Source organism: Aliiruegeria haliotis (assembly GCF_003003255.1).
GTDB classification, from domain to species: Bacteria; Pseudomonadota; Alphaproteobacteria; order Rhodobacterales; family Rhodobacteraceae; genus Tropicimonas; species Tropicimonas haliotis.
In genome coordinates, this window is the sequence record NZ_PVTD01000012.1 from 97,575 (window position 1) to 124,130 (window position 26,556).

Annotated in this window: 22 protein-coding genes and 1 tRNA gene; 12 read left to right on the forward strand and 11 right to left on the reverse strand. The window is 61.9% G+C overall.

All coding sequences use genetic code 11. The features are described from left to right. Positions 1 to 840: a polyphosphate kinase 2 gene (gene ppk2 / locus CLV78_RS20580; RefSeq protein WP_106207566.1), complete on the reverse strand. Its 840-nt coding sequence runs from the start codon at positions 838 to 840 to the stop codon at positions 1 to 3. Positions 841 to 958: 118 nt separating this feature from the next. On the opposite strand from ppk2, the gene CLV78_RS24060 reads away from it, so the two are divergent. Further along, positions 959 to 1,297, forward strand: a complete 339-nt coding sequence (locus tag CLV78_RS24060) for a GrlR family regulatory protein (protein WP_106207568.1) — start codon at positions 959 to 961, stop codon at positions 1,295 to 1,297. A 58-nt stretch (positions 1,298 to 1,355) separates the two neighbouring features. Here CLV78_RS24060 and CLV78_RS20590 read toward each other — a convergent pair whose 3' ends face one another. Then, positions 1,356 to 2,378 carry a LacI family DNA-binding transcriptional regulator gene (locus tag CLV78_RS20590; RefSeq protein ID WP_106207570.1) on the reverse strand — a complete coding sequence of 341 codons (1,023 nt, stop codon included), beginning with the start codon at positions 2,376 to 2,378 and terminating at the stop codon, positions 1,356 to 1,358. Positions 2,379 to 2,626: 248 nt separating this feature from the next. On the opposite strand from CLV78_RS20590, the gene CLV78_RS20595 reads away from it, so the two are divergent. The 8 genes from CLV78_RS20595 (at position 2,627) to CLV78_RS20630 (ending at position 11,181) form a co-directional block, all read left to right on the forward strand. Further along, positions 2,627 to 3,880: an ABC transporter substrate-binding protein gene (locus CLV78_RS20595; protein ID WP_425427975.1), complete on the forward strand. Its 1,254-nt coding sequence runs from the start codon at positions 2,627 to 2,629 to the stop codon at positions 3,878 to 3,880. 155 nt (positions 3,881 to 4,035) lie between these two features. After that, positions 4,036 to 4,980, forward strand: coding sequence for a carbohydrate ABC transporter permease (locus tag CLV78_RS20600; RefSeq protein WP_106207572.1), 945 nt, complete (start codon positions 4,036 to 4,038; stop codon positions 4,978 to 4,980). Further along, positions 4,977 to 5,915 carry a carbohydrate ABC transporter permease gene (locus tag CLV78_RS20605; protein ID WP_106207574.1) on the forward strand — a complete coding sequence of 313 codons (939 nt, stop codon included), beginning with the start codon at positions 4,977 to 4,979 and terminating at the stop codon, positions 5,913 to 5,915. Before CLV78_RS20600 ends, CLV78_RS20605 begins: the two co-directional genes overlap by 4 nt. Continuing rightward, positions 5,912 to 6,100, forward strand: coding sequence for a hypothetical protein (locus CLV78_RS20610; protein ID WP_106207576.1), 189 nt, complete (start codon positions 5,912 to 5,914; stop codon positions 6,098 to 6,100). Before CLV78_RS20605 ends, CLV78_RS20610 begins: the two co-directional genes overlap by 4 nt. Positions 6,101 to 6,103: 3 nt before the next feature. Beyond that, positions 6,104 to 7,201, forward strand: a complete 1,098-nt coding sequence (locus tag CLV78_RS20615) for an ABC transporter ATP-binding protein (protein WP_106207578.1) — start codon at positions 6,104 to 6,106, stop codon at positions 7,199 to 7,201. Further along, positions 7,194 to 8,189 carry an ABC transporter ATP-binding protein gene (locus tag CLV78_RS20620; protein ID WP_106207580.1) on the forward strand — a complete coding sequence of 332 codons (996 nt, stop codon included), beginning with the start codon at positions 7,194 to 7,196 and terminating at the stop codon, positions 8,187 to 8,189. The genes CLV78_RS20615 and CLV78_RS20620 overlap by 8 nt, the downstream gene beginning before the upstream one ends. 11 nt (positions 8,190 to 8,200) lie before the next feature. Next, positions 8,201 to 9,817 carry a dihydroxyacetone kinase subunit DhaK gene (locus CLV78_RS20625; protein ID WP_106207651.1) on the forward strand — a complete coding sequence of 539 codons (1,617 nt, stop codon included), beginning with the start codon at positions 8,201 to 8,203 and terminating at the stop codon, positions 9,815 to 9,817. 176 nt (positions 9,818 to 9,993) lie between these two features. Beyond that, positions 9,994 to 11,181, forward strand: a complete 1,188-nt coding sequence (locus CLV78_RS20630; protein WP_106207581.1) for an alpha-hydroxy acid oxidase — start codon at positions 9,994 to 9,996, stop codon at positions 11,179 to 11,181. Between the two features lie 176 nt (positions 11,182 to 11,357). On the opposite strand, the gene CLV78_RS20635 is transcribed toward CLV78_RS20630, so the two are convergent. Next, positions 11,358 to 12,980: a ribulokinase gene (locus CLV78_RS20635; RefSeq protein WP_106207583.1), complete on the reverse strand. Its 1,623-nt coding sequence runs from the start codon at positions 12,978 to 12,980 to the stop codon at positions 11,358 to 11,360. Positions 12,981 to 13,129: 149 nt separating this feature from the next. Here CLV78_RS20635 and araC point away from each other — a divergent pair, with 149 nt between their 5' ends. Continuing rightward, positions 13,130 to 14,140, forward strand: coding sequence for an arabinose operon transcriptional regulator AraC (gene araC / locus CLV78_RS20640; RefSeq protein WP_158263620.1), 1,011 nt, complete (start codon positions 13,130 to 13,132; stop codon positions 14,138 to 14,140). A 15-nt stretch (positions 14,141 to 14,155) separates the two neighbouring features. Here the strand turns inward: araC and araA are convergent, their stop codons facing one another. From araA to chvE, 5 genes are all read right to left on the reverse strand, one after another. Then, positions 14,156 to 15,664 carry an L-arabinose isomerase gene (gene araA / locus CLV78_RS20645; protein WP_106207587.1) on the reverse strand — a complete coding sequence of 503 codons (1,509 nt, stop codon included), beginning with the start codon at positions 15,662 to 15,664 and terminating at the stop codon, positions 14,156 to 14,158. Between the two features lie 51 nt (positions 15,665 to 15,715). Beyond that, a complete protein-coding gene (araD, locus tag CLV78_RS20650) occupies positions 15,716 to 16,405 on the reverse strand; it encodes an L-ribulose-5-phosphate 4-epimerase AraD (RefSeq protein ID WP_106207589.1) in 690 nt (229 codons plus the stop codon). Positions 16,406 to 16,549: 144 nt separating this feature from the next. Continuing rightward, positions 16,550 to 17,761: a multiple monosaccharide ABC transporter permease gene (gene mmsB / locus CLV78_RS20655; RefSeq protein ID WP_106207653.1), complete on the reverse strand. Its 1,212-nt coding sequence runs from the start codon at positions 17,759 to 17,761 to the stop codon at positions 16,550 to 16,552. A 4-nt stretch (positions 17,762 to 17,765) separates the two neighbouring features. Next, positions 17,766 to 19,292: a multiple monosaccharide ABC transporter ATP-binding protein gene (gene mmsA, locus CLV78_RS20660; RefSeq protein WP_106207591.1), complete on the reverse strand. Its 1,527-nt coding sequence runs from the start codon at positions 19,290 to 19,292 to the stop codon at positions 17,766 to 17,768. A 90-nt stretch (positions 19,293 to 19,382) separates the two neighbouring features. Beyond that, complete coding sequence (gene chvE, locus CLV78_RS20665; protein WP_106207593.1) at positions 19,383 to 20,459, reverse strand: multiple monosaccharide ABC transporter substrate-binding protein; 1,077 nt, start codon at positions 20,457 to 20,459, stop codon at positions 19,383 to 19,385. A gap of 763 nt (positions 20,460 to 21,222) precedes the next feature. On the opposite strand from chvE, the gene CLV78_RS20670 reads away from it, so the two are divergent. Then, positions 21,223 to 21,298: transfer RNA gene (locus CLV78_RS20670), tRNA-Thr, on the forward strand. A 126-nt stretch (positions 21,299 to 21,424) separates the two neighbouring features. Here the strand turns inward: CLV78_RS20670 and CLV78_RS20675 are convergent. The 3 genes from CLV78_RS20675 to CLV78_RS20685 form a co-directional block, all read right to left on the reverse strand. Further along, positions 21,425 to 22,969, reverse strand: a complete 1,545-nt coding sequence (locus CLV78_RS20675) for a heme biosynthesis protein HemY (RefSeq protein ID WP_106207595.1) — start codon at positions 22,967 to 22,969, stop codon at positions 21,425 to 21,427. Positions 22,970 to 22,980: 11 nt separating this feature from the next. Continuing rightward, positions 22,981 to 24,537: a COG4223 family protein gene (locus CLV78_RS20680; protein WP_106207597.1), complete on the reverse strand. Its 1,557-nt coding sequence runs from the start codon at positions 24,535 to 24,537 to the stop codon at positions 22,981 to 22,983. Between the two features lie 77 nt (positions 24,538 to 24,614). Next, positions 24,615 to 25,334, reverse strand: a complete 720-nt coding sequence (locus tag CLV78_RS20685; RefSeq protein ID WP_106207599.1) for a uroporphyrinogen-III synthase — start codon at positions 25,332 to 25,334, stop codon at positions 24,615 to 24,617. Positions 25,335 to 25,391: 57 nt separating this feature from the next. Between CLV78_RS20685 and tsaD the strand changes: the two genes are divergently transcribed. Then, positions 25,392 to 26,504: a tRNA (adenosine(37)-N6)-threonylcarbamoyltransferase complex transferase subunit TsaD gene (gene tsaD, locus CLV78_RS20690; protein WP_106207601.1), complete on the forward strand. Its 1,113-nt coding sequence runs from the start codon at positions 25,392 to 25,394 to the stop codon at positions 26,502 to 26,504. The last annotated feature ends 52 nt before the right edge of the window (positions 26,505 to 26,556 follow it).

Below are 26,556 nucleotides of genomic sequence, written 5' to 3' on the forward strand. Positions count from 1 at the left end.
CTAGTTGCTGCCTGCAACATCGGGAACGAACGTCTGATCGCCGATCGGCGGCCTGACATACCCGGCGCTGTCCTGTCTTGGCGGAAGCTCGATGGGTTTTGGCGTGAGGTCTTCATAGGGAATCAGGCTGAGCAGGTGGCTGATGCAATTGATCCGCGCCCGCTTCTTGTTGTCTGCCTCCACCACGTACCACGGTGCCTGCTTGATGTCGGTGTGCGCGAACATCATGTCTTTCGCCTTCGAGTACTCGACCCAGCGCTTTCGCGACTCGATGTCCATGGGAGAGAGCTTCCAGCGCTTCGTCTTGTCCTGGATTCTTGCCTGAAACCGGCGTTCCTGTTCGTCGTCACTGACCGAGAACCAATACTTGATCAGGATGATGCCGGAGCGCACCAGCATCCTTTCGAACTCGGGGCAGGATCGCAGGAACTCTTCGTATTCCTCTGCCGTGCAGAAGCCCATGACGCGTTCCACGCCCGCCCGATTGTACCAGGACCGGTCGAACAAGACCATTTCCCCGGCTGTCGGAAGGTGCTGTGCGTAGCGCTGGAAGTACCATTGGTGGCGTTCGCGCTCGGTGGGCGTGGACAGGGCGACAACGCGGCATATCCGCGGGTTGAGGCTCTGGGTGATCCGTTTGATCACGCCACCTTTCCCAGCCGCATCGCGCCCTTCAAAAATGACGACGACCTTCAGGCCGCGTTGCTTGATCCATTCCTGGAGCTTGGTGAGCTCGATCTGCAGGTCGGCGAGACGTTTCTCGTATTCCTTTCGACCGAGCTTCGGCGTGTCGCCGGCCGGGGTGTCACCTGTTGCCATCTTTTCCGAAGCTGCGGACATTTGCGATCCCCTGAGTGTTCTTGCTCGTATTTTTTTTTGGCGCGCTGCCTATCTTCAATGTATAGCAGATTGGCGGCGGGCTGTAGCTTGCGGCCGACGGCGACACGGAGACGCAGTGATGTCGGTGGAAGGTGTTTGGACACTCGAAGTCTACGGCCCGTTTGGTTGGGACAATCGTGGTGTATTTGTCCTTGATCGCGGGCGCATTCTGGGCGGCGACAACCGGCAATATACAGTTGGCGACTATCAACTCGCGAACGCCGACTTCTCCGCCAACCTGAACGTGCACTACTATGGTCCGCCAAGGACCGACTTCGGCGAAGCACGGGAGCAGTTCGACACCGTGATAGCCGGAAAGCTGTCTGAAGGCGTCATCGAGGGGTCAATCGGCCGGCGCGACCGACCGCAGTTCGACCTTCAGATCCGCCTCACCAAAAGAATGGAGCTTCCGGACTAGGTTCGCACCACGGCATTCCATTCTGAATATCCCCGGTTCAGAGCCGGGCGGCGGTCTCCTACAGGTTTTCTTTCAGCAAGATATTGATCCTCGTGCTTTCCGCGGACGGAACCACGTTCCGGTTGTCGGATCGTGCGCGGAGGATCTCGACAGCGCTGTTCACAAGGTGCCGCGGATTCTGAGCGATGACCGCGTCGACAAGTCCATCCCGGAGCGCAATCTCCGTGAAGGGCGTGCGTTCATGGGCGATCACAACCAAGTCGGCCGCATTTCCCAGACGCCGGACAGCCTCAAGCGGAACGCGTGCTTCGGAGTTCAGGATGTAGGCTCCGACAATGTTGTCCTGATTTTGCAAGGACCGTTCGATGATGGCATTGGTCCGATCCTGCTGCCCGCGTGTCTCAAGTGTCGGAAGCGCGAGCAGCTCTGGGTAGTCGCTCGTAATCACGGCGTCGAACCCGTTTCGCCGTTCCAGACTGTCCCTCGCGTGCATGGTTTCGGCAACGACCATGATCTTTCCTGGCTGACCGCCGAGAAACCGGCCCATCAACCGCCCCGCTGTGGCGCCAGCCGCGAAGTTGTCAATACCGACAAAGGCGTCACCCGCTTCCGTCGGGTGCCCCGAGACGATGGAAACCGTACCGATTCCCCGTTCGGCGACCCGTATCATTGCATCGCGCACCTGCGGGGACTCAGGGGCCATGATCGCGAGCCCTTCCGTCTCCTTTTGGGAGACCGCTCCGAGGATGTCGGCGGTTGCCTGTGGGTCGTCCGCCGGGATTCGCAGGATGCGGGCCGAGACCATGTCGGCGGTCATCGCGTCGTCGATCTCCCGAATCACGTCTTCCAGTTGGGCCAGGAACTGGTCGCCGGTCTCCGGAAGAAGGAACAGAAAGCGATAGCTTTTGCTGCGCGCCAGATTTGCGGCAGAGACGTTCCGGACAAAGCCAATCTTTTCAATGGCCTTTTGCACCTTTTCGACTGTTCGCTTCTGCACGCCGGGCCGCTTGTTCAGGACCCTGTCAACGGTTGCCAGGCTGACGCCGGCCTCCCTTGCAATGTCCTTTGTCGTTGGCCGCATGCGCGTGATCCGATCCCGTCCTGAGGTCCCTGTCCTTGCCATTCTTATCAAGGAGTTTCAATTCGATGCAACATTTCTGAGGCACGTACCTCAGAAAGTTCTTGAAATGATGTACGTACCTCAAATACCGTCGTGGCATGAAAATTGCGCCCGGAGGACTTGGCGCGAACAAATGGGAGGAAGTCATGAAAGCGAGACATCTCGTTTCTTCTGCAGTCGCAGCCATAGTCGCTGGAAGCGGGTCCGTTATGGCCGAGGATCTGACCCTTTGCTGGGCGTCCTGGGACCCGGCAAATGCCCTGATCGAGCTGAGCAAGGACTTCGAGGAACAATCCGGACATTCAATGAGCTTCGAGTTCGTGCCCTGGCCGAACTTCGCCGACCGGATGCTCAACGAACTGAATTCCGGCGGCAAGCTTTGCGACCTTATGATCGGCGACAGCCAGTGGATCGGCGGCGGCGCGGAGAATGGGCACTACATCAAGCTGAACGATTTCTTCGAGGCCGAGGGAATCACCATGGACGACTTCATTCCGGCAACGGTCACCGGCTATTCGGAATGGCCCAAGGGGACGCCGAACTACTGGGCGCTTCCTGCCTTTGGCGATGTCGTCGGCTGGACGTATCGCAAGGACTGGTTCGCCAAGCCAGAGCTCCAGGCCGCATTCAAGGAAGCTTACGGGCGGGACCTCGCCGTGCCGACAACGCTCGCCGAACTCAAGGATATCGCCGAGTTCTTCCAGGGCCGCGAGGTTGACGGGACCAAGGTCTACGGCGCGGCGATCTACACCGAGCGGGGCTCGGAAGGCATCACGATGGGCGTGACCAACGCGCTTTACAACTACGGTTTCGAATATACCAACCCCGACAAACCCTACGATCTCGAAGGGTACGTGAATTCCGATGCCGCGGTGGAAGGGCTCGAATTCTACAAGGCTCTTTATGATTGCTGCACGCCACCGGGAAGCTCCAACTGGTACATGAGCGAAAACATCGATGCCTACAAATCCGGGCAGGTGGCCATGCAGATGAACTTCGCCTTCATCTGGCCGGGCGTGAACGCCGATGCCAATGTGGGCGGAGACAAGTCGGGCTACTTCGCGAACCCGAAGGGCCCCGGCGGGCAGTTCGCCCAGCTTGGCGGGCAGGGGATCTCCGTGGTGGCCTATTCCGACAAACAGGACGCGGCGCTTGAATACATCAAGTGGTTCGCCCAGCCCGAAATCCAGTCCACGTGGTGGGAACTCGGCGGCTACTCGGCTCTCAAGGCCGTGGTCGAGGATCCGGGCTTTGCCACCAGCCAGCCCTACGCACAGACTTTCCTCGACTCGATGGCGATCGTGAAGGACTTCTGGGCCGAGCCGGTCTATGCCGAGCTTCTTCTGGCGATGCAGGACCGGGTCCATGACTACGTGATTGCCGGGAACGGCACCGCGAAAGAAGCGCTTGACGGTCTTGTCGAGGACTGGACAGAGGTCTTCGAAGACGAAGGCAAGATGTAAGCGCACCACCGGCGTCCGTTGTCTCCCTCGACGGCGCCATCCCTCCGGTCGGTGATCCTTGCCCCGACCGGAGCCCCACTTCCCGAACCGAAGCCAAACCATCAATCGGGCGCCTGCCCGACACGATCGGCTCTTGCCTGTCGAAAGGTACGAACATGGTGACCTCAACGCTCGAACGTGCAGCCGAAGCGACCCCACCGGGCGCGGCGCGGCGCATCAAGGGCCTCTCGGACCGGGCCATCGCCTGGATCTTTGTCGCTCCGTCGATCTTCCTGCTGCTGGCGGTGAACATCTTCCCGCTGATCTGGACGATCAATCTCAGCTTCACGAACTTCAAGGCCAACCGGAACCGGGAGGTCGAGTATATCGGCCTGCGCAACTACGAGCGCATCCTGACCGACGCCGACACATGGGCCACGATGCAGGCCACGGCGCATTTCCTGTTCTGGACCATCGCGGTTCAGGTGCTGATCGGCTTCACGCTGGCCTATCTGATCAACAAGAAGTTCAAGGGCAACGACATGTGGACCACCATCATCGTGCTTCCGATGATGCTGTCCCCGGCGGTTGTCGGCAACTTCTGGACCTTCCTCTATCAGCCGCAAATCGGGCTCTTCAACTACGTGGTCGCCTTCTTCACCGGCGCCGACGCGTCGAGTTTCTCGATGATCGGTGAAGTGGCGCTGGCGCCTTGGGCGATCGTGATCGTCGACACCTGGATGTGGACGCCCTTTGTCATGCTGATCTGTCTGGCCGGGCTGCGCTCGATCCCTGAAAGCATCTACGAGGCGGCCGAATGTGACCGGGCCAGCAAGTGGCGGCAGTTCTGGACGATCACCATCCCCATGGTGCTGCCCTTCTTGATGCTGGCCGTTCTGTTCCGCGGCATCGAGAACTTCAAAATGTTCGACCTGGTGGTGCAACTCACCGGCGGCGGGCCGGGCAACACGACCACCCTGACCTCGATCGACCTCAAGCGTGAAGCCTTCGAGAAGTGGCGGACCGGCTATGCCTCCGCCTATGCCGTGATCCTCTTCGTCACCGTCTTCGGCTTGGCCTCGATCTACGTGAAGGCCCTCAACAAGGTGAAAGAAAGATGACCTATTCCGTCACCGAACCATCCGACCGCCAGAAGTGGATCGCCGGGTTCCTTGTCATCGGCTACGCCCTGATCACCCTGATGCCGCTCTTGTGGATCATCGCCACCGGCTTCAAATCCCCGGCGGATGCCATCGCCTATCCCCCCAAGGTGCTCTTCGAGCCGACGCTGGAGGGCTATGTGAACCTTTTCACGACGCGGACCCGCGTCACCGAGGAAACGCTGGCCTCCCTAGGCGAGCCGACCACCTGGTATGACCGCATCGTGCGCCAATATGACATGATCATTGCCGGGCCGTCCCGCTATGGCGAGCGGTTCCTGAACTCGGTGATCATCGGCTTCGGTTCGACCTTCCTGTCGGTCTTCCTCGGCACGATCGCGGCCTATGCCTTCTCTCGCTTCCGGGTGCCGCTGAAGGACGACCTGCTGTTCTTCATCCTGTCCACCCGGATGATGCCGCCGATTGCTGTTGCGATCCCGATCTTCCTGATGTTCCGCCAGCTGGGGCTGAACGACACCCATGCCGGGATGATCCTGCTCTACACGGCGGTCAACCTGTCGCTCTCGGTCTGGTTGATCCACGGATTCATCGAAGAGATTCCGATCGAATACGAGGAAGCTGCGCTGATCGACGGCTACACGCGGTTCCAGGCTTTCTACAAGGTTGTGCTGCCGCAAGCCGCCACCGGCATCGCCTCCACCGCGATCTTCTGCCTGATCTTTGCCTGGAACGAATACGCCTTTGCCGTGTTGCTGACCTCCGGCACTGCGCAGACCGCACCGCCCTTCATCCCGACGATCATCGGTGTCGGCGGGCAGGACTGGCCGGCCGTAGCCGCGGGCGCAACGATCTTCCTAGTGCCGGTCATGGTCTTCACCATCCTTCTACGCAAGCACCTGCTGCGTGGGATCACCTTCGGAGCGGTACGCAAATGACCAACTTTATCAATGGCCTGCTGCGACTTCGTCGTGGCCCGTGGGAGATGGTGGCCTCGATCCTCATCGCGTTGGGTGTATTCATGCTGATGCAGCCCTTCGCGCTGAGCCTCTTCACCTACTCCTTCCTCGTAACCCTGGTCGGCACGGTGATGTTCATCGTCGTCAGCCACTTCCCGGAGTAACAGATGGCGCAGATCATCGTTCAGAACGTCCGCAAGGAGTTTGGCGCCTTCACGGCTGTCCAGTCCTCCTCTTTCACCATCGAGGATGGCGAGTTCTTCATGCTGCTCGGGCCCTCGGGTTGCGGCAAGACAACCACCCTGCGGATGATCGCCGGGCTGGAACTGCCGACCAGCGGCGAGATCATAATCGACGGAGAGGAAGTGTCGCAAAAGCCCGCCTCCAAACGGGACATCGCCTTTGTCTTCCAGATGTTCGCGCTCTATCCGCACATGAACGTGCGCAAGAACATCTCCTATCCGCTGATCAGTCAGGGAATGCCCAAGGCCGAGGTGAAGAAGAAGGTCGAGGAGGTAGCGCAGATCCTCGGGATCGAGAAGATCCTGAACCGCCCCGTCGGCGGCCTCTCGGGCGGGGATCGGCAGCGCGTTGCCCTCGGCCGGGCCATCGTGCGCGATCCGAAATGCTTCCTGATGGACGAGCCGCTTGGCGCGCTCGACGCGGAGTTCCGCGAACACATGTCTGAAGAACTGCGCGCCCTGCACGACCGCATGCGGGCCACGACCATCTACGTCACCCATGACCAGCTCGAAGCGATGCAGATGGGCGACAAGATTGTGGTGATGAACCACGGCGTGGTCGAGCAATTCGGCGTGCCGCAGGACATCTACGACTGGCCCGCCACCATGTTCGTGGCCGACTTCATCGGTTCGCCGTCGATGAACTTCCTTCGCTTCCACGGCATGGTTGGCGGTGGTCAGGACGCGGTTGAGCTGAATGGTTCGCGGATTGCGGTTCCTGTGTCCCGCGACGGGGCCAAGGGCGATTTGGCCCTTGGCATTCGCCCCGAACACATCCGGCTGTCCGACGCCTCGGGATATCGCGGCGAGGTTCTGGCCACCGAATATCTCGGCACCAATCAGGTGATCACGATCAACACCGCCAACGGAGACATCAAGGCGCGCGTGCCGTCGACCCAGTCTGTTCAGGTGGGCGAAAAGGTCGGGTTGGAGTTCGACCCCCGGGCGGTGACGCTCTTCGACACCGAGTCCGGCCGCGCCCTCTTGTCCGAAGCCAATGAAAGGGTCCTGTCCCATGGCTGAAGTCACCCTGAAAAACATCACCAGGAGTTTCGGGCCCGACGTCGCACTTGACGACGTGTCGATGACCGTGCCGGATGGCTCTTTCGTGGTCCTGCTCGGGCCGACAGGCGCGGGGAAGACCACGACCCTGCGCATGGTCTCCGGCCTCGATGTGCCCGACAGCGGAGAAATCTACATCGGCGACACGCCGATGAACGGTCTCACACCGGCGCAGCGCAATGTGGCCATGGTGTTCCAGCAATACTCGCTCTACCCGCATATGACGGTGCGCGAGAACCTCGAATTCCCCCTGAAATCGCCGCTACTGAACACGCCGCCGGACCAGATTCAGCGCAAAGTCGGTGAAGTGGCCGAAGTCCTGCAAATCTCTCACAAGCTCGACAACAAGGCGACGGCGTTGTCGGGCGGCGAGATGCAGCGGGTGTCGATCGGGCGGGCATTGGTACGTAATCCGGCCGTTTACCTGATGGATGAGCCGCTGTCGTCTCTGGACGCGAAACTGCGCTCGGACCTGCGGATAGAGTTGAAAGGCATTCAGGCCGATTCCGGCGCCACGCTGCTCTATGTGACCCATGATCAGATCGAAGCGATGACGATGGCGACCCATGTGGGCGTGCTCGATCACGGGCGGCTGGTCCAGTTTGGCACACCGCGGGAGATCTACGAGGATCCGGTCAGCGTCTATGCAGCATCCCGGCTGGGACAGCCGCGGATCAACATCGTTCCGGCCGATCTGTTCGGAACCGCGCCGTCCGGTGCCGCGAGCATGGGGCTGCGGCCGGAACAGATCCGTCAGGGCGCTGGGCAGGAGAGTCTTGTGACCCGGGTCGAGCACCTTGGCGATCAGACCCGCCTGCACCTGTTTTTCCGTGAGCATGACCTGATCACGGTGACAGATCCCCACACCGCTCTGAAATCCGGCGACATCGTCCAGATCGAGCCACATCAACCATTCTATTTCAACGCCGACGGCGCGCGTATAGCATGAAGGAAAACAACGTGACCCACTTCATGAACACAAAAGAAGAAATCGTAACCGAAGCCATCGATGGGGTTCTGGCCGCATCCGGTGAAACGCTCGCCCGGCTGGACGGCTATCCACATATCCGCGTGGTCGTTCGCAAGGACTGGGACAAATCCAGGGTCGCGCTGGTATCCGGCGGCGGTTCTGGCCACGAACCGGCCCATGCGGGGTTCGTGGGAGAGGGGATGCTGACGGCGGCGGTCTGCGGGGATGTCTTCGCATCTCCCTCGGTCGACGCGGTCCTCGCGGGGATCCTGGCGGTGACCGGGCCGGCGGGCTGCCTGCTGATCGTCAAGAACTACACCGGCGACCGCCTGAACTTTGGCCTTGCCGCCGAACGGGCCCGCACTTTCGGACTGAAGGTGAACATGGTGATCGTCGATGACGACATCGCACTGCCAGATCTGCCTCAATCGCGCGGGGTGGCCGGGACGCTCTTCGTGCACAAGATCGCGGGAACGCTGGCCGAAAACGGGGCCGACCTCGATACGGTGACGGACATGGCGCGGAAGGTGATCGCGCGGGCCAAGACCATCGGCATGTCGCTCGATACCTGCCAGATTCCCGGCGCGCCCAAGGAAGAGCGCATCGGAAAGGGCATGGCAGAGCTTGGGCTCGGCATTCATGGCGAGGCCGGCGTGGAGCAGATCCCGTTCGAAAGCGTCGGCCAGGCGATGGATCGCGTGACCGAACGCATGGCCGCCGCTATGGAAGATGGCCCGCATGTCGCGTTGCTGAACAACCTCGGCGCGACCTCGGTTCTCGAAATGTCGGTGCTTGCAAACGAGCTGAACCGCTCCCGGATCGGCAAGCAGGTGACGTTTCTGATCGGGCCGGCGCCGATGATGACGTCGCTCGACATGCATGGGTTCTCGCTCTCGGTTCTGCCTGCGGAGGCAGATTTCGTGGATGCCTTGCGAAAGGGTGTTCCGATGCCGGCGTGGCCTGGCTGTGCGCCCGTGGTGGAACAGACGGTCTTTGACCTGCCGGACGGGTTGAGCCCGATCCGCCCGATCCCGTCGGCACATCCGCAGACCGAAGCCTTCCTGACCCGCTGTTGCAAGATCCTCATTGCTTCCGAGGATGACCTGAACGCGCTGGATGCGAAATCCGGCGACGGGGACACGGGATCGACGCTCGCCGGTGCGGCACGCGCCCTGATTTCCGCCATGGACCGGCTTCCGCTCGCGGATCACACGCAGCTCTACCGGGCCATCGGGCAGGAACTCAGCCAGACCATGGGAGGGTCCTCCGGTGTCTTGCTGGCGATCTTCTTCGCCGCGGCCGGTGATGCTGCCTCGGGCGGAATGAACATGCGGGACGCTCTTCGTATCGGCCTCACGCGGATGCAGGAGGTCGGTGGCGCGCAACTGGGTGACCGAACGATGGTGGATGCCCTCCACCCTGCGTTGGAGCAGCTTGAACAGGGGCTGGGTGCGGCAGCGATCGCAGCGCGTTCAGGTGCGAGTCTCACGGCGGAACTGGTCAAGGCAAAGGCCGGGCGCGCCTCCTATCTCAGTGCCGAGCAACTTGCGGGCCATGTCGACCCCGGGGCCGAAGCGGTGGCGCGGTTGTTTGAACAGATAGGCTAGGACCTCCCCTGTACAGGGTCGGGATCGGTTTCGGACGACGTCCCGGACCGATTTCGACCCCCCGCCGGGATCGCAGTGGTGCGGCGCATCGCGCAACCGACCGTCCCGCCCTTGAATTCGTCCGAGTTTCGCTGGCAACGTCGCGCCCAACGGTCGCTTGCCAGGGAGCCACGTCGATGCGTCTCAAGGATTGCCACAACTTCCATGACTTCCGGCGCCTTGCGCGGCGGCGGCTGCCGAGCCCGATCTTCAACTACATCGACGGAGGCGCCGACGATGAAGTGACTTTGGTCGGGAACACCAGTGCCTTCGATCAGTGCGATCTGTTGCCGTCGGTTTTGGCCGGCGTGTCCGATGTCGACATGTCGGTGACGGTCATGGGCCAGAAGCTCGACATGCCGGTCTTCTGTTCACCGACCGCCCTACAGCGTCTGTTTCATCACGAGGGCGAGCGCGCCGTGGCGGCAGCGGCAGAGAAATTCGGAACCATGTTCGGCGTTTCGTCGCTTGGGACCGTGTCGATCGAAGAGTTGCGGGAGAAGCACAGCAATCCGCAGGTCTACCAGTTCTACTTCCATCGCGACCGGGGCCTGAACGCGGCAATGATGCAGCGCGCCAAGGAGGCCGGCGTCGAGGTAATGATGCTGACCGTGGACAGTATCACCGGCGGCAACAGAGAACGCGACCTGCGAACAGGTTTCACGATCCCGTTTCGGCTTACCCTCGCCGGCATGATCCAGTTTGCGATCAAGCCGATGTGGGGAATCAACCATGTCACCCACGAGTCCTTCCGCCTGCCGCAACTCGACGAACACGTGGACATGGGCAGCGGAACCAGTTCGATCGGCGGGTATTTCACGGAGATGCTCGACCCGTCGATGAACTGGGACGACGTGGCCGAGATGGTCCGCAACTGGGACGGGCAGTTCTGCCTGAAAGGTGTCATGACCGTAGAGGACGCCCGCCGAGCCGCTGAGATCGGTTGCACAGGAATCGTCCTGTCCAACCACGGCGGGCGGCAGCTCGACGGCTCGCGAGCGCCATTCGACCAACTGGCCGAGGTCGTCGATGCTGTTGGCGACCGGCTCGACGTGATGATGGACAGCGGTATTCAGCGCGGCACACACGTACTCAAGGCCCTGTCGCTCGGCGCGAAGGCCGTCGGTGTTGGCCGTCACTATCTCTACCCGCTTGCCGCGGCCGGGCAGCCGGGTGTGGAACGTGCACTCGGCCTGCTCCGTAGCGAGATCGAACGCGACATGAAGCTCATGGGGGTGACCCGGGTCGACCAGTTGGGCCGACACAACCTGCGGCTCAGAGGTTCTGGCCTGACGTCGATTGCAGTGGCGGGCGAAGCATCCTGACCAGCGTCGCGACGGCCGATTACCTTCGCGAACCTGCCGCCGACGGCTGCCCCCACGATGGGCGGCGTGCTTCAGGCGCATTCCCTTCCGGGTCGCCGTGGGAGCGGTGCAACTCCTTGCAATAGTGCCGGAAACCCCACGCTGGTTACTGATTGAGCCACCGGCCCGCCGCGCCCTCAGAGGGTGTTGGCGAAAGCGCCGAGCCGCTTGTAGTCGCCGTAGATCCCGTCAAAGATCGCGTGTGCCTGCGGATCCGGCCGGAAGGTCTTTTCGACCGGACTCAGCATGGCTGACTTGGCGGCGCCGATGTCTGAGTGAACTCCGGCTGCGGTGGCCGCAAAGATCGCAGCACCGCGCGCGCAGGCCTGGTCGGATTCGATCACGTCGATTTCGCGGTTCAGGACGTCCGCACAAACCTGACTGATGAGGTCCGACTTTCGGGCGATACCACCGATCCCGGCAATGCTCTTTACCGGGATGCCTTCATCCACAAACCGTTCCACGATGGCGCGGGTGCCAAATGCGGCCGCCTCCACGAGCGCCCGATAAAGCGATGGCGCGGTACTGCCCAAGTGCAGGCCAGACATCATCGCGCGCACCTTCTGGTTCGCGTCGGGGGTGCGGCGGCCATTGAGCCAGTCCAACGCGCGTTCGCCAAGCGCACCCGGCGGCAGCTCCTTCGCCTCGGCTTCGAGCGCCGGCAGCAGCGAACCCTTCTGGCCCGTCCCGTTCCGGCCCCATTGCAGGATGCTCTCGAACCACGCGAAAGCATCCCCGAAGGAGGATTGTCCGGCTTCGAACCCGATGTATCCGGGCACGACACTGCCGGGAACCTGGCCGCAAATCCCCTTGACCAGCGTGCCCCCAACTTCATCGGGCGGCGCAATGAGGATATCGCAGGTCGACGTCCCCATGACACGCACAAGCGTGTAGGGTTCGATGCCCGCGCCCACCGCGCCCATGTGGCAATCGAATGCGCCGACGGCGACCGGGATGCCCGCGTCGATTCCGAAGCGGCCGGCCCATTCCAGCGACAGCCGCCCGGCCTGCTGATCGGAGGTGCGCGTTTCCGTGTAGAGGGGGGTCGCGAGGTTGCCGAGGCATGGATCCAGCGCGGTGAGCCACTCCCGGCTCGGCAATCCGTTCCAGTCGGGGTGCCAGAGTGCCTTGTGCCCGGCAGCACACCGGCTACGAACGATTTTCGAGGCGTCATCCACACCGGTCAAAAGCGCAGGGATATAGTCGCAAAGCTCTACCCAGCTGGCTGCAGCCCGGAATACCGTGGGGTTGGCCCGACCGATCTTCAGGATCTTGGCCCAGTACCATTCCGACGAGTAGATGCCACCGACGTACCGGATGTAGTCCTCGTGATCGCCACGCGCGCAGAGCGTGTTGATCTCTTCGGCCTCGGCAACTGCGGTGTGGTCTTTCCACAGGATGCACATCGCATCGGGATCAGTGGTGAACCCATCCTTGAGCGCCAGTGCCGTGCCGTCCGCAGCCACGGGGAGCGGTGACGAACCGGTCGTGTCGACACCGATGCCCGCGATACGTGGCGCCGGATCCTTGCATTTCGCGAGGGCGCCGCGCACGGCCGACACCAGCGCCTCCAGGTAGTCCGCCGGATGCTGCCGATACTGCTGATGCGCCGGGTTGCAGAAGCGGCCCTCCGCCCAGCGGGGATACTCGGCCACGCTTGAAGCCAGTTCGTATCCATCGGACGCGCGGACGACGACCGCGCGCACGGAATCGGAACCGAAGTCCAGCCCAAGTACGCATGTGTTGCCTGAATCAACCATTCCGTCTCTCCCCGTTTAACGCGATTCGGTGCGGCATCCCTATGGACAATTCACTTGGGCCGCCCGACGTCATCTCTTTCCCATTTCCGCCGGCTTCTTTAGATTATTGAGCAACCAAAGGTCGAACAATGCAGCATAGAGTTGGAGACATGGACGAAAGATCTGATTTTGATCCGTCACAAGACCCGCAGGTCAATCGGATCATTTCCAAGCTTGCCTATTCGTCCTCACCCCCCGAAGACGACGCCGAGGTCGCCTCGCTTTTTCCCGGATTCCGGTTCGATGTGCGGCTTGTTGCGGGCATCACGCCGATCGAAAAGGACGGGCCGCTGGATTTCTTCGTCGATCGCCCGAACGGTATGCGCGGGTGGATCGTGAATCTGACCGTCGATGGCACCGGGCAGGTCTTTGATGGCGACACCGGGTTCACTGTCGGGCCGGGCGACCTGTTGATGTTTCCGCCGGAAGCGCGACATTTCTACGGCCGGGCAGAGGGGTCGCAGAAGTGGTGGCACCGGTGGATTTACTTCCAGCCGCGTGCATTCTGGAAACCCTGGCTGGATTGGAGCACGCAGGTTGATGGAGTGCACCTGTTGCGGCACCGTGACGAAGGCAAGTTCTCGGAGATCTTTCGTCTGTTCGTGGGGGTCGATCGCTGGTCTCATCGCGATGACGCACTCTCCCTCGACCTCGCCTTCAACCGGCTGGAACACATCCTGCTGTCCTGCGCGCGGCTCGACCGGGATGCGCGCAATTCGCCGGAGGTGGTGGACGAACGGGTGCTGGCTGCCTGCACGCTGATCTCACAGGATCTTGCACGCCCCATCGGGGTGCGGGAGGTTGCCGACCACGTCTGCCTGTCGCCCTCACGTCTTTCGTCGCTGTTTCGCAAATTCATGGGTGTCGGAGTCGTTCAGTGGCGCGACGCGCAACGGGTGCAATACGCGATGCAGATGCTGCGGATCAGCAACGTGCCGATCAAGTCGCTCAGCCAGATGGTCGGCTATGACGATCCGCTCTATTTCTCGCGCGTTTTCAGCCGTCACACCGGGATGAGCCCGCGTCATTTTCGGGAACGCCACACCGAAATCCTGCCGACACTGCAAACGGAAATGGCGGCAACCGATGTATCCGGTCTGCCGCCATCCCTGGCTGAGTGAGCAATCCTGGCAACGTCAGGCCCGGAAGCCGCCTGACAGATGCCAGAAGACTTCGTTCATGCGAAGATCCTGCTTGAACCGCGGCAGCGAGGTGTCCGCATCGATGAGCGCCAGTTCCATATCCGCCATCGTCGCGAAGTCTTCCAGCATCTCCGCCGTCACATCGTAGCTATAGGCGGTGTGGTGCGCGCCGCCGGCGAGGATCCAGGCGCGGCAGGCGGTCTTGAAGTCCGGCTGGCATTCCCACACGGCACGGGCGACCGGCAGTTTCGGCAGGTCCGGGTGGTCAACGGCTGTCACCGTGTTAGCGATCATCCGGAAACGGTTGCCCATATCCACGAAACACGCATTGATCGCCGGCCCCTTGCGGGCGTTGAAGACGAGCCGCACCGGGTCGTCTTTGCCGCCGATACCCAGCGCGTGGATTTCCACCCGTGGCTTTGCGTCGGCGATACTCGGACAGACCTCCAGCATGTGCGAGCCCAGCACGCGCTCCGCACCCGGCGTCATGTCGTAGGTATAATCCTCCATGAAGGAGCAGGCCCCTGTCAGCCCATGGCCCATGACCTTCATCGCCCGCACCAGCGCCGGGGTCTTCCAATCGCCTTCGCCGGCAAACCCGTAGCCCTGCGCCATCAACCGCTGTGAGGCGATGCCGGGAAGCTGCGACAGCCCGTGCAGATCCTCGAAGGTGTGGGTGAAGCCCTTGAAACCTCCTTCGTGGAGAAAGGCGCCGATCCCAAGCTCCTGTTTGGCGTTGTACAAAAGGGCATCGTGGTGCTCACCACCGGGGGCAAGAACCGGGTCGACGTCATAGAGGTCGGCATATTCGGTCGCGAGGTCCGCAATCTCGGCGTCGGGGACCTGCGCCATGCGGTCGGCCAGGTCCATGATTCCGTAACCATCGACCGAGAAGCCAAAGGCCATTTCGGCACCGACCTTGTCACCTTCGGTCACGGCGACGTAGCGCATGTTGTCCCCAAACCGGCAGAACCGCGCACCCTGCCAATCATCCCAGGCCCGGGCCGCCCGCATCCACGTGTCGATCTGTTGCTGTACCTCGCCATCGGACCAGTGTCCCGCGACGACCTTTCGCGGCAACCTCAGGCGCGTGTGCATGAAACCCGCCTCCCGGTCGCCGTGCGCCGACTGGTGCAGGTTCATGTAATCCATGTCGATCGCGTCCCACGGAAGCGCGGCGCTGACTTGAGTGTGCAGATGCAGAACCGGCTTGGTGAGTTGGGAAAGGCCACGGATCCACATCTTGGCCGGCGAGAACGTGTGCATCCACAGGATCACGCCGCCACATTCCTCGTCCGCCGATGCCTCCCGGCAGATCCTCGCGATCTCGTCAGACGTTGTCCCGACACCGGCGAAATGCACGGGGAGCGACAGGCGACCATCCGCGGCAAGCCCCTCGGCCACGCTCCGCGCGCCATCGGCAACCTGGGCCAACGCCTCGGGCCCGTAGAGATGCTGCGAGCCGCACACGAACCATATCTTCAGTGGGTTCAGTCCGATCATTTCCGTGCCTTTCCTTGGATATCGACAGGGGCGTAAGCCGCTGTAATTAAATCACTTCTGGCCATACCAGGCATTGGCGCCGTGCTTGCGCTGGTAGTGGTAGTCGAGCACGTGGTCCTCCAGTGGCGGCAACCCGCCACAGGCGATGCGCGTGACCGTTGCCATCTCGGCGCATTTCTCCAGAACCACTGCATTGTGTACGGCGTCATCGGGCGTCTTGCCCCAGGCAAAGGGGCCGTGCCCGGCCAACAGCACCATCGGTTGAGCCATCGGGTCGCGCCCTTCGAAGGCGCGGACGATATTCACACCGGTCTCTCCCTCGTAGTCCCGGGATACCTGCTCCGGTGTGAGCGGGTCGGTGCAGGGGATCGGCCCTGCGCAATAGTCGGCCTGCGTCGTGCCAAGACAGGGGATTTCCATCCGCGCCTGTGCCCAGCCGACCGCATGTGTGGAATGGGTGTGCACGACGCCTCCGATTTCGGGAAATGCCCGATAGAGCGTCGTGTGGGTCCGGGTGTCGGAGGAGGGTTTCTTGCTGCCCCAGACCACCTCGTTGTCGAGTGTGACGACAACCATATCGTCTGCCTGCATCTCCGCGTAGGACACGCCGGAGGGTTTGATCACCACCAGCCCCGCCTCGCGGTCAATGCCGCTGACATTGCCCCAAGTGTAGACGACCACGCCGCGCCGGTTCAATTCCAGGTTGGCTTCGAATACGGCGTGGCGAAGGTCGCGCAACATGCCAGCATCTCCCAATGGAGTGGCGATCTGTTCAGATGCCAGGTCGGTTTGAAGGTGCGGCCGGAGGCTTTTCGGCACTCCGGCCGGCAGTTTCGTGAGTGGTGCCCGGTCGCCGATGGCGGCCCGGATCTGGCATTTTGGGCCTTATCCGGCCTTCTTCTTGTTGTAGACGTCGAAGATCACCGCGGCCAAAAGCACCAGGCCCTTGATGACTTGCTGGTAGTCGATGCCCACCGACATGATCGACATGCCGTTGTTCATGACCCCCATCAGGAAGGCGCCGATCACCGCACCGACCACTGTGCCGACACCGCCGGACATCGACGCGCCGCCGATGAACACCGCCGCGATCACATCCAGTTCGAAGGCGACGCCGGCCTTGGGTGATGCGGAGTTGAGCCGTGCCGCAAAGACCAGCCCGGCCAGGGCGGCAAGGAAGCCCATGTTGGCGAAGGCGAGAAAGGTCAGCTTTTGTGTGTTGACCCCGGACAACCGCGCGGCCTTTTCGTTGCCGCCGAGCGCATAGATGCGTCGGCCCATCGTCGTCCGCGACGTGAAGAAACTGTAGACGGCAATCAGGATCGCCATCACGATCAGCACGTTGGGCAGGCCACGATAACCTGCCATCAGCATCGTGAAGTAGTTGATGGCAAACAGGATCAGGCCGTTTTGCAGGATGAAGACCGAAAGCGGTTCCTCGGCGTCAGCGATCCGAAGCTGCGCCCGGCGGTTCCTCAGATTGGCGTAGACAAGGTACAGGCTGATCGCACCGCCGAGAAGAAGCGTCAGACCATGCGTGCCTTCCATGCCGGTCAGGTCGGGGATGAAGCCGGAGCTGAGCTTCTGGAAGCTCTTGGGGAACGGTCCGATCGACTGCCCTTGCAGCAATGCCAGCGTCAATCCACGGAACACCAGCATACCGGCGAGCGTGACGATGAAGGCCGGGATCTTGTGGTAGGCGACCCAGTAGCCCTGCATCGCGCCGATGGCGATACCGGCCAGCAGACAGATCACTACGGAAATGAAGACCGGTATTTCCCATGAGACGATCAGCACCGCCGCCAAGGCGCCGATGAAACCGACGACCGAGCCGACGGACAGGTCGATATGCCCCGCCACGATGACCAGCAGCATGCCGATGGCCATGATCACGATATAGCTGTTTTGCAGCACGAGGTTGGTGATGTTGAGCGGCTTCATGAGGATGCCGTCGGTCATGATCTGGAAGGAGACCATGACGACGATCAGCGCGAGTAGCAGCCCGTATTCGCGCATGTTGGCCTTGATGTAGCTGCCGATGGTGGTTTTGGTCTCTGCTTCGGTCACCGAAGCCGGGGCGTTGGCCGTTTGTTGCATCTTTTCACCCATCGCTCTTGACGATCATGGTCATGATCTTTTCCTGGGAAGCCTCGGAGGCGGGCAGTTCGCCCACGATCCGACCTTCGTTCATCACGTAAATCCGGTCGCACATTCCCAGCAGTTCCGGCATCTCCGAGGAGATGAAGACAATGCCTTTGCCCTCGGCCGCCAGCTCGTTGATGATCGTGTAGATCTCGAACTTGGCATTCACATCGATGCCGCGGGTCGGTTCGTCGAGGATCAGCACTTCGGGATGGGCGTTCAGCCACTTGCCGAGCACGACTTTCTGCTGGTTGCCGCCTGAAAGGTTCACGACGTCCTGCAGCATCGACGAGCAACGGATGTTGAGCTTGCCGATGTACTCGCGGCTTACCTGCCGCTCGGCATGTTCATCAAGCACGACCCCGTTCGACACATCGTCGAGATTGGCCAGGGTCAGGTTGTGCTTGATGGAATTCTCGAGAACCAGACCGTATTCCTTCCGGTCTTCGGTCACGTAGGCAATGCCGAGTTCGACCGCCTTGTTGATGTCGGAGACATCGACGGCCTGCCCCTTCAGGCGCACTTCGCCGGAGATCTTCTGGCCGTAGGAGCGGCCGAAAACGCTCATCGCCAACTCGGTCCGTCCGGCTCCCATCAATCCGGCGATGCCGACGATCTCACCGGCGCGGACGTTGAGATTCACGTCACGGATCAGGTGCCGGTCGCTGTGCAGGTGGTGATAGACGTTCCAGTCGGACACCTCCATCATCATCCCGCCGATCTCGGCGTCGCGTGGGGGGAAGCGGTTTGTCAGCTCTCGCCCGACCATGTCCTTGATGATCAGGTTTTCCACTTCCGGCGACTTGTCGCAGGGGAAGCTCCGCACCGTCTTGCCGTCGCGCAGCACGGTGATCGTGTCGGCGACCTGCGCAACCTCGTTCAGTTTGTGCGAGATCAGGATAGACGTGATCCCCTGCCGCTTGAACTCCAGCATCAACTCGAGCAGCGCCTGGCTGTCGGTCTCGTTCAGCGACGAGGTGGGCTCGTCGAGGATCAGAAGTTCGACCTCTTTCGACAGCGCCTTGGCGATCTCCACCAATTGCTGTTTTCCGGTGCCGAGATTGGTGATTTTCGTGGTCGTGGCCTCGCTCAGGCCAACCTTCGCCAGGAGTTCCGCGGCGCGGCGGTGCGCCTCGTTCCAGTCGATGATGCCCTTTGTGGCCGTCTCATTGCCGAGAAAGATGTTCTCGGCGATGGAGAGCAGCGGCACCAGAGCCAGCTCCTGGTGGATGATGATGATGCCCTTTTCTTCGCTGTCTGCGATCCGGGCAAATTTCTGGGGCGCACCCCGGTACAGAATATCCCCCTCGAACTGGTTGTGCGGATAGACCCCGCTCAACACTTTCATCAGGGTGGATTTGCCGGCGCCGTTTTCGCCGACGAGCGCGTGGATTTCACCTTCCTCCACAGTGAGGTTGACGTCACTCAGGGCTTTGACCCCCGGGAACGTCTTGGTGATGTTGCGCATTTCCAGAATGGCGGTCATGGGGCTCCTCCGTGAACCGGAGATCTTATTGGTGTTGTTTTCGGGAAAACCGGGGCGGCGAGAGTTTCGCCACCCCGACGGGAGGGACCCTTACTTGATCTGGTCTTCGGTGTAGTAGCCACTACCCAGAAGCACGTCTTCCCAGTTGCTCGCATCGACCGGAACCGGCTTCAGCAGGAAGGACGGCACGACCTTGACGCCGTTATCGTAGGTTTCGGTGTCGTTGATCTCGGGCTCGCCACCCTTGAGAAGCGCATCGACCATGCCGACGGTGACGCGGGCCAGTTCTCGGGTGTCCTTGAACACGGTCGAGTATTGCTCGCCGGAAAGGATCGCCTTGACGGACTGAACCTCGGCGTCCTGCCCGGTCACGATCGGCATCGCCAGGTCGCCGGAGCCGTAGCCAACACCCTTCACGGAGGAAAGGATCCCGATGGACAGGCCATCATAGGGCGACAGGACGCCGTGCAGGGTTGCGTCGGTGTAGAAAGCGGACAGCAGGTTATCCATGCGGGCCTGCGCCACGGCGCCGTCCCAACGCAGAGTGCCGACCTTGTCCATGCCCATCTGACCGGACACGATGTTGATCTTGCCCTCGTCGATCAGCGGCTGGAGGACCGACATCGCGCCGTCATAGAAGAAGTAGGCGTTGTTGTCGTCCGGCGAGCCGCCGAAGACTTCCACGTTCCAAACATCTTCATCCGGGAACCGCTCTTTCAGGCCATCGACAAGCGATGTGCCCTGAATGACGCCAACCTGGAAGTTGTCGAATGTGGCGTAGTAATCGACGTCGCCCGAGTCGCGGATCAGGCGGTCATAGGCAACGATCTTGATGCCGGATGCGGCGGCGTTTTCGAGGGCGGCCGACAGGGTCGTGCCATCGATGGCGCCGATGACGAGGACATTGACGCCCTTGAGCATCATGGTCTCGATCTGGCGAAGCTGGTTCGCAATATCGTCTTCGGCGTATTGCAGGTCGGTCTTGTAGCCGGCTTCCTCGAACTGCGCGACCATGCTGTTGCCGTCCGTAATCCAGCGCTCGGACGACTTCGTCGGCATGGAGATACCGACATAGTTACCGTCTGCAGCAAGGCTGCCCGACGCGCCGGCCACCGCGGTCAACGCACTGATCGCCAGTGCCGTTGTCCAGTTCTTGATTCCACGCATGTGATCCTCCCATTTTCGCGCACACCCGATGCGCCTTGAAGTTGACGAACCTGCGGGCCGTCGCGAGTTCATGAGGCAATTCAGCGATATGGATGATAAACGTCCGAATTCCGGTATTCTTCACCCGTCCTGCGACCGACATTCGGCACAGTGCGCTCCCAAGATGAACTGGCTGCTGTAAACTCCCTCGAAACGGCTCCACCGAACTTGGGATCCAAAACTCTTCGAGCTTTGTCCTCCTTCGAAAACCTTGCGTTCAATCCGGGTGACTTGGAATATGTCATTCACCCGAAGATATGGACGATTCTGCTGTGGAAAGGCGATGGATGGCGTGGACACACTCGTCCTTCGCCCCCGACAACAGACGTGTTGGCGTACTCCGGCGGTGCAGGACGACCAGTGGCTAAACCAGGTCTCTCGAGTCATCTGGAACGCAGGAAATTGCTCTGCTGATCGACGCGTTCCGGACCGCGTTTGCGCCGTGGGCCTTGCCGCCGAAAGATGCGACGTTTGGAAATCTGGCCAAGGTCGCTCGACCCGATGTGCCAAACAGGATTTCGCGTGTCGTGCTGCCGGAGGCATGTGGTGTGTGCGGACAGTGCACGCGACTGAGTGGTCAGCAATCGCAGGCGGTCCGGCTCTTTCAAAAACGTCAGACGGGCGTATACCTCGTCAGCTTCGATTTGGAACTGGCAAACAGGTACATTCCGTTCTGATTCTGACTTGATGCGGGCGCCGGTAGCGTTTAAACGAGCGGCGGTCCGCCTCAATAGCTCAGCTGGTAGAGCAGGTCCTTCGTAAGGACAAGGTCGGGGGTTCGAGTCCCTCTTGAGGCACCACTTCCCTCTTTTCCGCGACCCTGCTGGATCGGACGTCTCCGTTGTCCCTAGCCGTATCGCGAGACGAAAACGGCGCCGGGTGCGACCGGCGCCGTTCGTGTGGGGCTTCGTGCTGAAACCGGACCTCTACTTCCGAATTTCTTCGGCTTGCGCCTCCACGACTTCCGCGGCTTCGGCGGTGGCCTGGGGTTGAACCGCATCGACTGGCGCGGGCTCATGGGGCTCCGGCACATCGGTTTCGGCCTCGGTCTTGGTTTCGGCTTCCGGTTCCATTTCGGGTTCAGGTGCCTTGGCCTTCTCGCCAACGATGAGCGGGAGCATTTCGCTGCCCGTCGGAAGGCTCAGTTCAGACTTGGGCAACTCCTTCCAGGCAAGCGTGTCGAATCCGCCGCAATGGGAGCAGACCGGCTGCCATGTGGGTTCCGTCTTCTGGCAATTGTCGCAGACCCACTGCGGTCCGCGAGGGGCGGTGACGGCGCGCGTCAGCCAACCCCGCACGACTGCGTCGTCCGCACCTTCGCCGCGTTCGATTGCGGCCATGATCGACAGCGAACGCGCTGTCGGGTCGCTGTTCGGCAGATCGCCAAGCGCGCGGCGCGCTTCCGGGAAATCTTCGGCCGCGATATTGAGTTCCGCCAGCAGCATCCTGGTTTCCGGGTGATCCGGGTTGATCTTCGTGAGATCGCCAAAGCGTTTCAGACGCGCTTTCGGGTCTTCGTTGGGCTCAATCTCTGCGAAGGCCATCGCCAGTTCCGGATGTGGTGTGACATCCCAGGTTTTCTTCAATACCCGGGCAGCATAGCGCGGCTTGCCTTTCTCGATGTATCCGCGGGCCGCCATGATGGAGGCGGGAACGAGATCCGGCGACAGCTTGTTGGCTTCGATCGCGGCTTCGCGTGCGTCGATGGACTTGCCAGCGTCGAGCACATCCTTGGCCTCGGACAACGCCAGAACCGCGTCGCGCCGGCGATGGACGTCGCGGGGCAGGGTGCCCGTGCGCAGCTTGGTGCCGAGTGTCTTGCGAGCCCCAGTCCAGTCGTGGTGCTCCGCCTGTAGCTTGAGCAGCGTGTCTTGCACCTCTTCGTGCTTCGGCTTGAGAGCGAAGGCCTTCTCCGCCAGCAGGAGCGCAGTGTCGGTATCCCCTTCGGAGAGCTTCTGCTTCATGATCCCGCGGATGCCGACAAAGCGTGCCCTGTCGTCCTTCAGCAGTTTCTTGTAGCTTTCTTCCGCTTTCTTCCGATCCCCCATGGATTCCGCAGCCTGCGCGGTGATCACGTTGGTGATGGTTGGGTTCCCAAGGTATTTCTCCGCCTTGGCGGCTTGGTTCATGGCCTGACGTCCTTCGCCGGCTGCCAGAGCCATGAGAGATTCGGTCAGCGCCTTGTATCCCCGACGCTCCCGATTTCGGTCGAAGTATCGTGACAGGGCGGTTTCATCCCCGAGCAGGAAGCGCAGGAACGCGACAAGCAGACTGACGATCTTGAACACCAGCCAAATGGCGACAAGAGCGGCGAGCGCCAGCAGGACCGCCTGGAGTGGACCGAGGTTCAGCTCCACCGAACCGACGGAGACGACCACGGAGGGTCCGGTTTCCATGACATATCCGGCGCCGACGGTCAGACCGACGACCACCGCGACAAACAACAGGATCTTTACAAGAGACCAAAGCATCGGTGGTGTCCTCAGTTGGCTGCCAGGCTGGCGGCGAGTTCATCTGCAGCGGCGACGGCGTCGGCGCGCGTGGTGGCAAGCGCGATCCAGTCGGCCATATGGGTCTGGCCGTCCTCGGGAAGCGCGGACAGCTCCGCAACGGCATCCCTCAGGCGCCCCTCGGCTACGGCGGCTTCCGCGCGGCTGAGAATCGCGTCCGGGTCGTCGCCTTCCTTGGGAGCAAGGGAGCGGATGCCGAGCTGGGTCCGGAGGAACGTCTTCGTGCGATCCTCCACACCCGAGCCGGAATTTGCACGCAGCGACGCATCGAGGGCATCGCGTGCGGCCGGCGGGAAGGCTGCGAGGAGTTCAGGAAGCGTCGGCACGCCATCGGCGGCATTCGCGGTAAGTGCTGCCGGGACATCGATGCCATCAAGCCGTGGCAAGCTGTCCGTAAAGCCGGCGCCGGATTCAAGCGCCGCCTGAATATCGACAAGCGCCTGGGCACGCGCCGCGCGTTCTGCCTTCTCCGCCGCTGCGGCGGCTTCGGCCTCGGCCTTTTCCTGCGCGGCGGTTGAATCCTCGGCAGCCTTCGTGACAGCGGCTTCCGCTGCGGCCTTTGTCTCGGCCACAAGGGCCTCCACATCGGACATCTGGGCTTCGACCGCCGCTTTCAGGGCGGCAAACTCGCGGCCATACGCCTCCACGGCTGCAACAGAGGCCGGGTCTGGCGCGTCCGCGATGGGACGTTTCTCCAGCGCGTCCAATCGACCGGCAAATCCCTCCACGGCAGTGAGCCGGGAGTCGAGGGAGGCAGTCGCTTCCAGGCTAGCGCGCAACTCATCCAGTGCCGCGCCAGTCTCGGATTGCAATGCCGCAAGATTGCTGCTGCTGGCAGCTTCCGCCAACTGGCCCCGAAGTGCCTGAAGGTCGGTCTGAAGCGTTGCGATTGTCTCGGTCTGGCTGGCGACCTGTTCTGACAGCTCGCCGTCCTGGCCCCAGGGAAGCATGTTCTCCGGGATGATATAGGGCACCGCGAAGGCCACTCCGAGGGCGGCGACAAGGCCGCCGAGGAACCCGGATCCAAACCCGCTACGCTTCTCAACCACGACCGTTTCCTTCGGCGGAGCAACGGGGGCTGGAACCGGTTGTGGCTCCGGTGAAGTCTCTTCTGCTGCGGGTTCAGAAACCGTCTCCGGGGTGTCGTCGGCATTTCCGGGCACGCCATCGAGCGTCTCCAGGTCGGCCACGTCCTCCTCGTAGACAGAGCTGTCATCAAGCGCGGACAGATCCTCGGCGCCGGCAATGACCTCGTCCGGTGCCGTCGGTGGCGTGTCAGGCTCCGTAGTACCCAGATCCGGCGCTACGGTGCTGTCCTCGTCCCCGTCGACACGTTCGCCTGTCTCATCCTCCGAAGGGACGTCGTCCAGGATTTCGGCATCCTCGACCCCATCAGCCTCCTCAATCTGCGCGTCCGTCGCGCCGTGGGAGACAGTTTCGTCTTCGGAAGTTTGCGGTTCGGCGACCACATCCTCCTCGGAACGTTTTGTGTCGTCGGATGCCGTGTCGGACTTTTTCGTTTCGGCCACTGGAAATTACCCCCGAATCTCGGCACGTGCTGAATGGCAGCTACCGGAGTGGAACTTAACTTGGGTGGTGTCATGCCTCAAGCGGACGGAACTGCGTCAAACAGCCTGCCCACCGCGACAATGATACCAGAAGAATCCGGAGTGGGTGCGATTTCCAGCGACTCGCCGGGCCGCTGGCTCCAGTGCTCCGCGGCGGCGGGGCTGATTGCTGCGATGTGGATCCTGGCAATCCGTTGTCCGACCTGCGTGGCGAGCAGCCTGAGGCTCCGTGGTGAAAACACCGGTGCGACGATGTTGATGGGCGCGGCAATGGCGCTCTCCGCCTCGTCGGTGAGGGGTTGCTCCTGTTGGTCGTAGACCTCTTGAGCGACCGCCCGAAGGCCCGACTTCCGAAGGCGGTCGACGAGGTCCCCGCGCCGGTGACGACCGCAAAGGTGGACCAACTTGCCGTCCGGAGCAGCGCCTTCGATCAGGTTTCCCAGTGTCGTTGCGTCCTGCGCCTGCGCCCGCACATCGAGCCCGGCCGCCTTCGCCGCGCTTGCCGTGGCCGGTCCGACACACCATGCCTTGCGCCCGACAAGGCCATTGTGCCCTTCGATGGCGGCGATCGCATTTTGCGAGGTCAGGATCAACTCGACACCGGGCTCCGGCAGTTCGGGCGCTGGAAGCAGGGCAATGCGCATGACCGGGGAGACAATCACCTGTCCGAAATCACCCTTCGCCTTCAGTTCGCCAAGAAACCGTTCGGATGCCGCGCGAGGGCGGGTCAGCAGGAGGGTGGTCTCGGAGCGGTTCACATTCGGTGCCTGCGCAGTTATTTGGGCGAGGTATTCCTAGCCCCACGAGCCCACTCCGTGCAACAGCCCGCCGAACAGACAAGACCGATCACCCTGTTGGGGATCGAGAGCAGTTGTGACGACACCGCCGCCGCAATTGTTCGCGCCAATGGTTCACGCGGCGAGATCCTGTCGAATGTTGTCTCCGGTCAAACCGATCTGCACGCAGCTTTCGGTGGCGTTGTCCCAGAGATCGCCGCACGGGCACATGCAGAGAAGATCGACCTGATGGTGGAGGCGGCGTTGGCGGAGGCAGGCGTCTCTCTTGGTGATCTGGACGGGATTGCGGTGACGGCCGGGCCGGGGCTCATTGGAGGTGTCCTGTCCGGTGTCATGTGCGCCAAGGGCTTGGCCATGGGGTCCGGCCTGCCGTTGATCGGCGTGAACCACCTTGCAGGGCATGCGCTGACACCGCGCCTGACCGACGGGCTGGCGTTTCCCTACCTGATGCTGCTGGTCTCTGGCGGGCATTGCCAGTTTCTTGTCGTCGAGAGCGCGGACCGGTTTCATCGCCTTGGCTCCACGATCGACGACGCGCCCGGAGAGGCGTTCGACAAGACGGCCAAATTGCTGGCACTTCCGCAACCCGGAGGTCCGAACGTCGAACGCGAGGCCGAATCCGGCAATCCGAAGGCCTTTGCCCTCCCACGCCCGCTGCTTGACCGTCCGGGATGTGACATGTCGTTTTCCGGCCTGAAGACCGCGTTGCTGCGCGCCCGCGACGGATTGATAGAGCGTGACGGCGGCTTGCGCCGTGGCGACCGGGCCGACCTCTGCGCTTCCTTCCAGGCTGCGGTCGCAGATGTATTGACCGCCAAAGGCCGGCGGGCCATCGCGGCGTATCTCGAACGGGAACCGGCAGAGCCGGTGCTTGCCGTTGCCGGCGGTGTCGCGGCCAATGCCACGATTCGCCATCAACTCCAGACACTCTGCGCAGAGACCGGCCTGCGGTTCACCGCCCCGCCGCTGGCGCTTTGCACTGACAACGCCGCGATGATTGCATGGGCAGGGATCGAGATCGCACGGTTGGGGCATGTCGATGGCATGGACCTTGCCGCGCGACCGCGTTGGCCACTCGATACCCGGCAGACCGGGATACTGGGGTCGGGCAAGAAAGGCGCAAAGGCCTGAAACGACCGTTCGCGCTGTTGTCCGGAAAAAGCCCCATCCTTGCTTGCCATGT

Excerpts from the sequence above, each read along its gene's own strand:
- CLV78_RS20605 (WP_106207574.1), top strand. The coding sequence starts at position 4,977 with ATGACCTATTCCGTCACCGAACCATCCGACCGCCAGAAGTGGATCGCC.
- mmsB (WP_106207653.1), bottom strand. The coding sequence starts at position 17,761 with ATGCAACAAACGGCCAACGCCCCGGCTTCGGTGACCGAAGCAGAGACC.
- CLV78_RS20615 (WP_106207578.1), top strand. The coding sequence starts at position 6,104 with ATGGCGCAGATCATCGTTCAGAACGTCCGCAAGGAGTTTGGCGCCTTC.
- ppk2 (WP_106207566.1), bottom strand. The coding sequence starts at position 840 with ATGTCCGCAGCTTCGGAAAAGATGGCAACAGGTGACACCCCGGCCGGC.
- araD (WP_106207589.1), bottom strand. The coding sequence starts at position 16,405 with ATGTTGCGCGACCTTCGCCACGCCGTATTCGAAGCCAACCTGGAATTG.
- CLV78_RS20635 (WP_106207583.1), bottom strand. The coding sequence starts at position 12,980 with ATGGTTGATTCAGGCAACACATGCGTACTTGGGCTGGACTTCGGTTCC.
- chvE (WP_106207593.1), bottom strand. The coding sequence starts at position 20,459 with ATGCGTGGAATCAAGAACTGGACAACGGCACTGGCGATCAGTGCGTTG.
- araC (WP_158263620.1), top strand. The coding sequence starts at position 13,130 with ATGGACGAAAGATCTGATTTTGATCCGTCACAAGACCCGCAGGTCAAT.
- CLV78_RS24060 (WP_106207568.1), top strand. The coding sequence starts at position 959 with ATGTCGGTGGAAGGTGTTTGGACACTCGAAGTCTACGGCCCGTTTGGT.
- araA (WP_106207587.1), bottom strand. The coding sequence starts at position 15,664 with ATGATCGGACTGAACCCACTGAAGATATGGTTCGTGTGCGGCTCGCAG.
- CLV78_RS20675 (WP_106207595.1), bottom strand. The coding sequence starts at position 22,969 with ATGCTTTGGTCTCTTGTAAAGATCCTGTTGTTTGTCGCGGTGGTCGTC.
- CLV78_RS20620 (WP_106207580.1), top strand. The coding sequence starts at position 7,194 with ATGGCTGAAGTCACCCTGAAAAACATCACCAGGAGTTTCGGGCCCGAC.
- CLV78_RS20600 (WP_106207572.1), top strand. The coding sequence starts at position 4,036 with ATGGTGACCTCAACGCTCGAACGTGCAGCCGAAGCGACCCCACCGGGC.
- mmsA (WP_106207591.1), bottom strand. The coding sequence starts at position 19,292 with ATGACCGCCATTCTGGAAATGCGCAACATCACCAAGACGTTCCCGGGG.
- CLV78_RS20595 (WP_425427975.1), top strand. The coding sequence starts at position 2,627 with ATGGCCGAGGATCTGACCCTTTGCTGGGCGTCCTGGGACCCGGCAAAT.
- CLV78_RS20610 (WP_106207576.1), top strand. The coding sequence starts at position 5,912 with ATGACCAACTTTATCAATGGCCTGCTGCGACTTCGTCGTGGCCCGTGG.
- CLV78_RS20590 (WP_106207570.1), bottom strand. The coding sequence starts at position 2,378 with ATGCGGCCAACGACAAAGGACATTGCAAGGGAGGCCGGCGTCAGCCTG.
- CLV78_RS20630 (WP_106207581.1), top strand. The coding sequence starts at position 9,994 with ATGCGTCTCAAGGATTGCCACAACTTCCATGACTTCCGGCGCCTTGCG.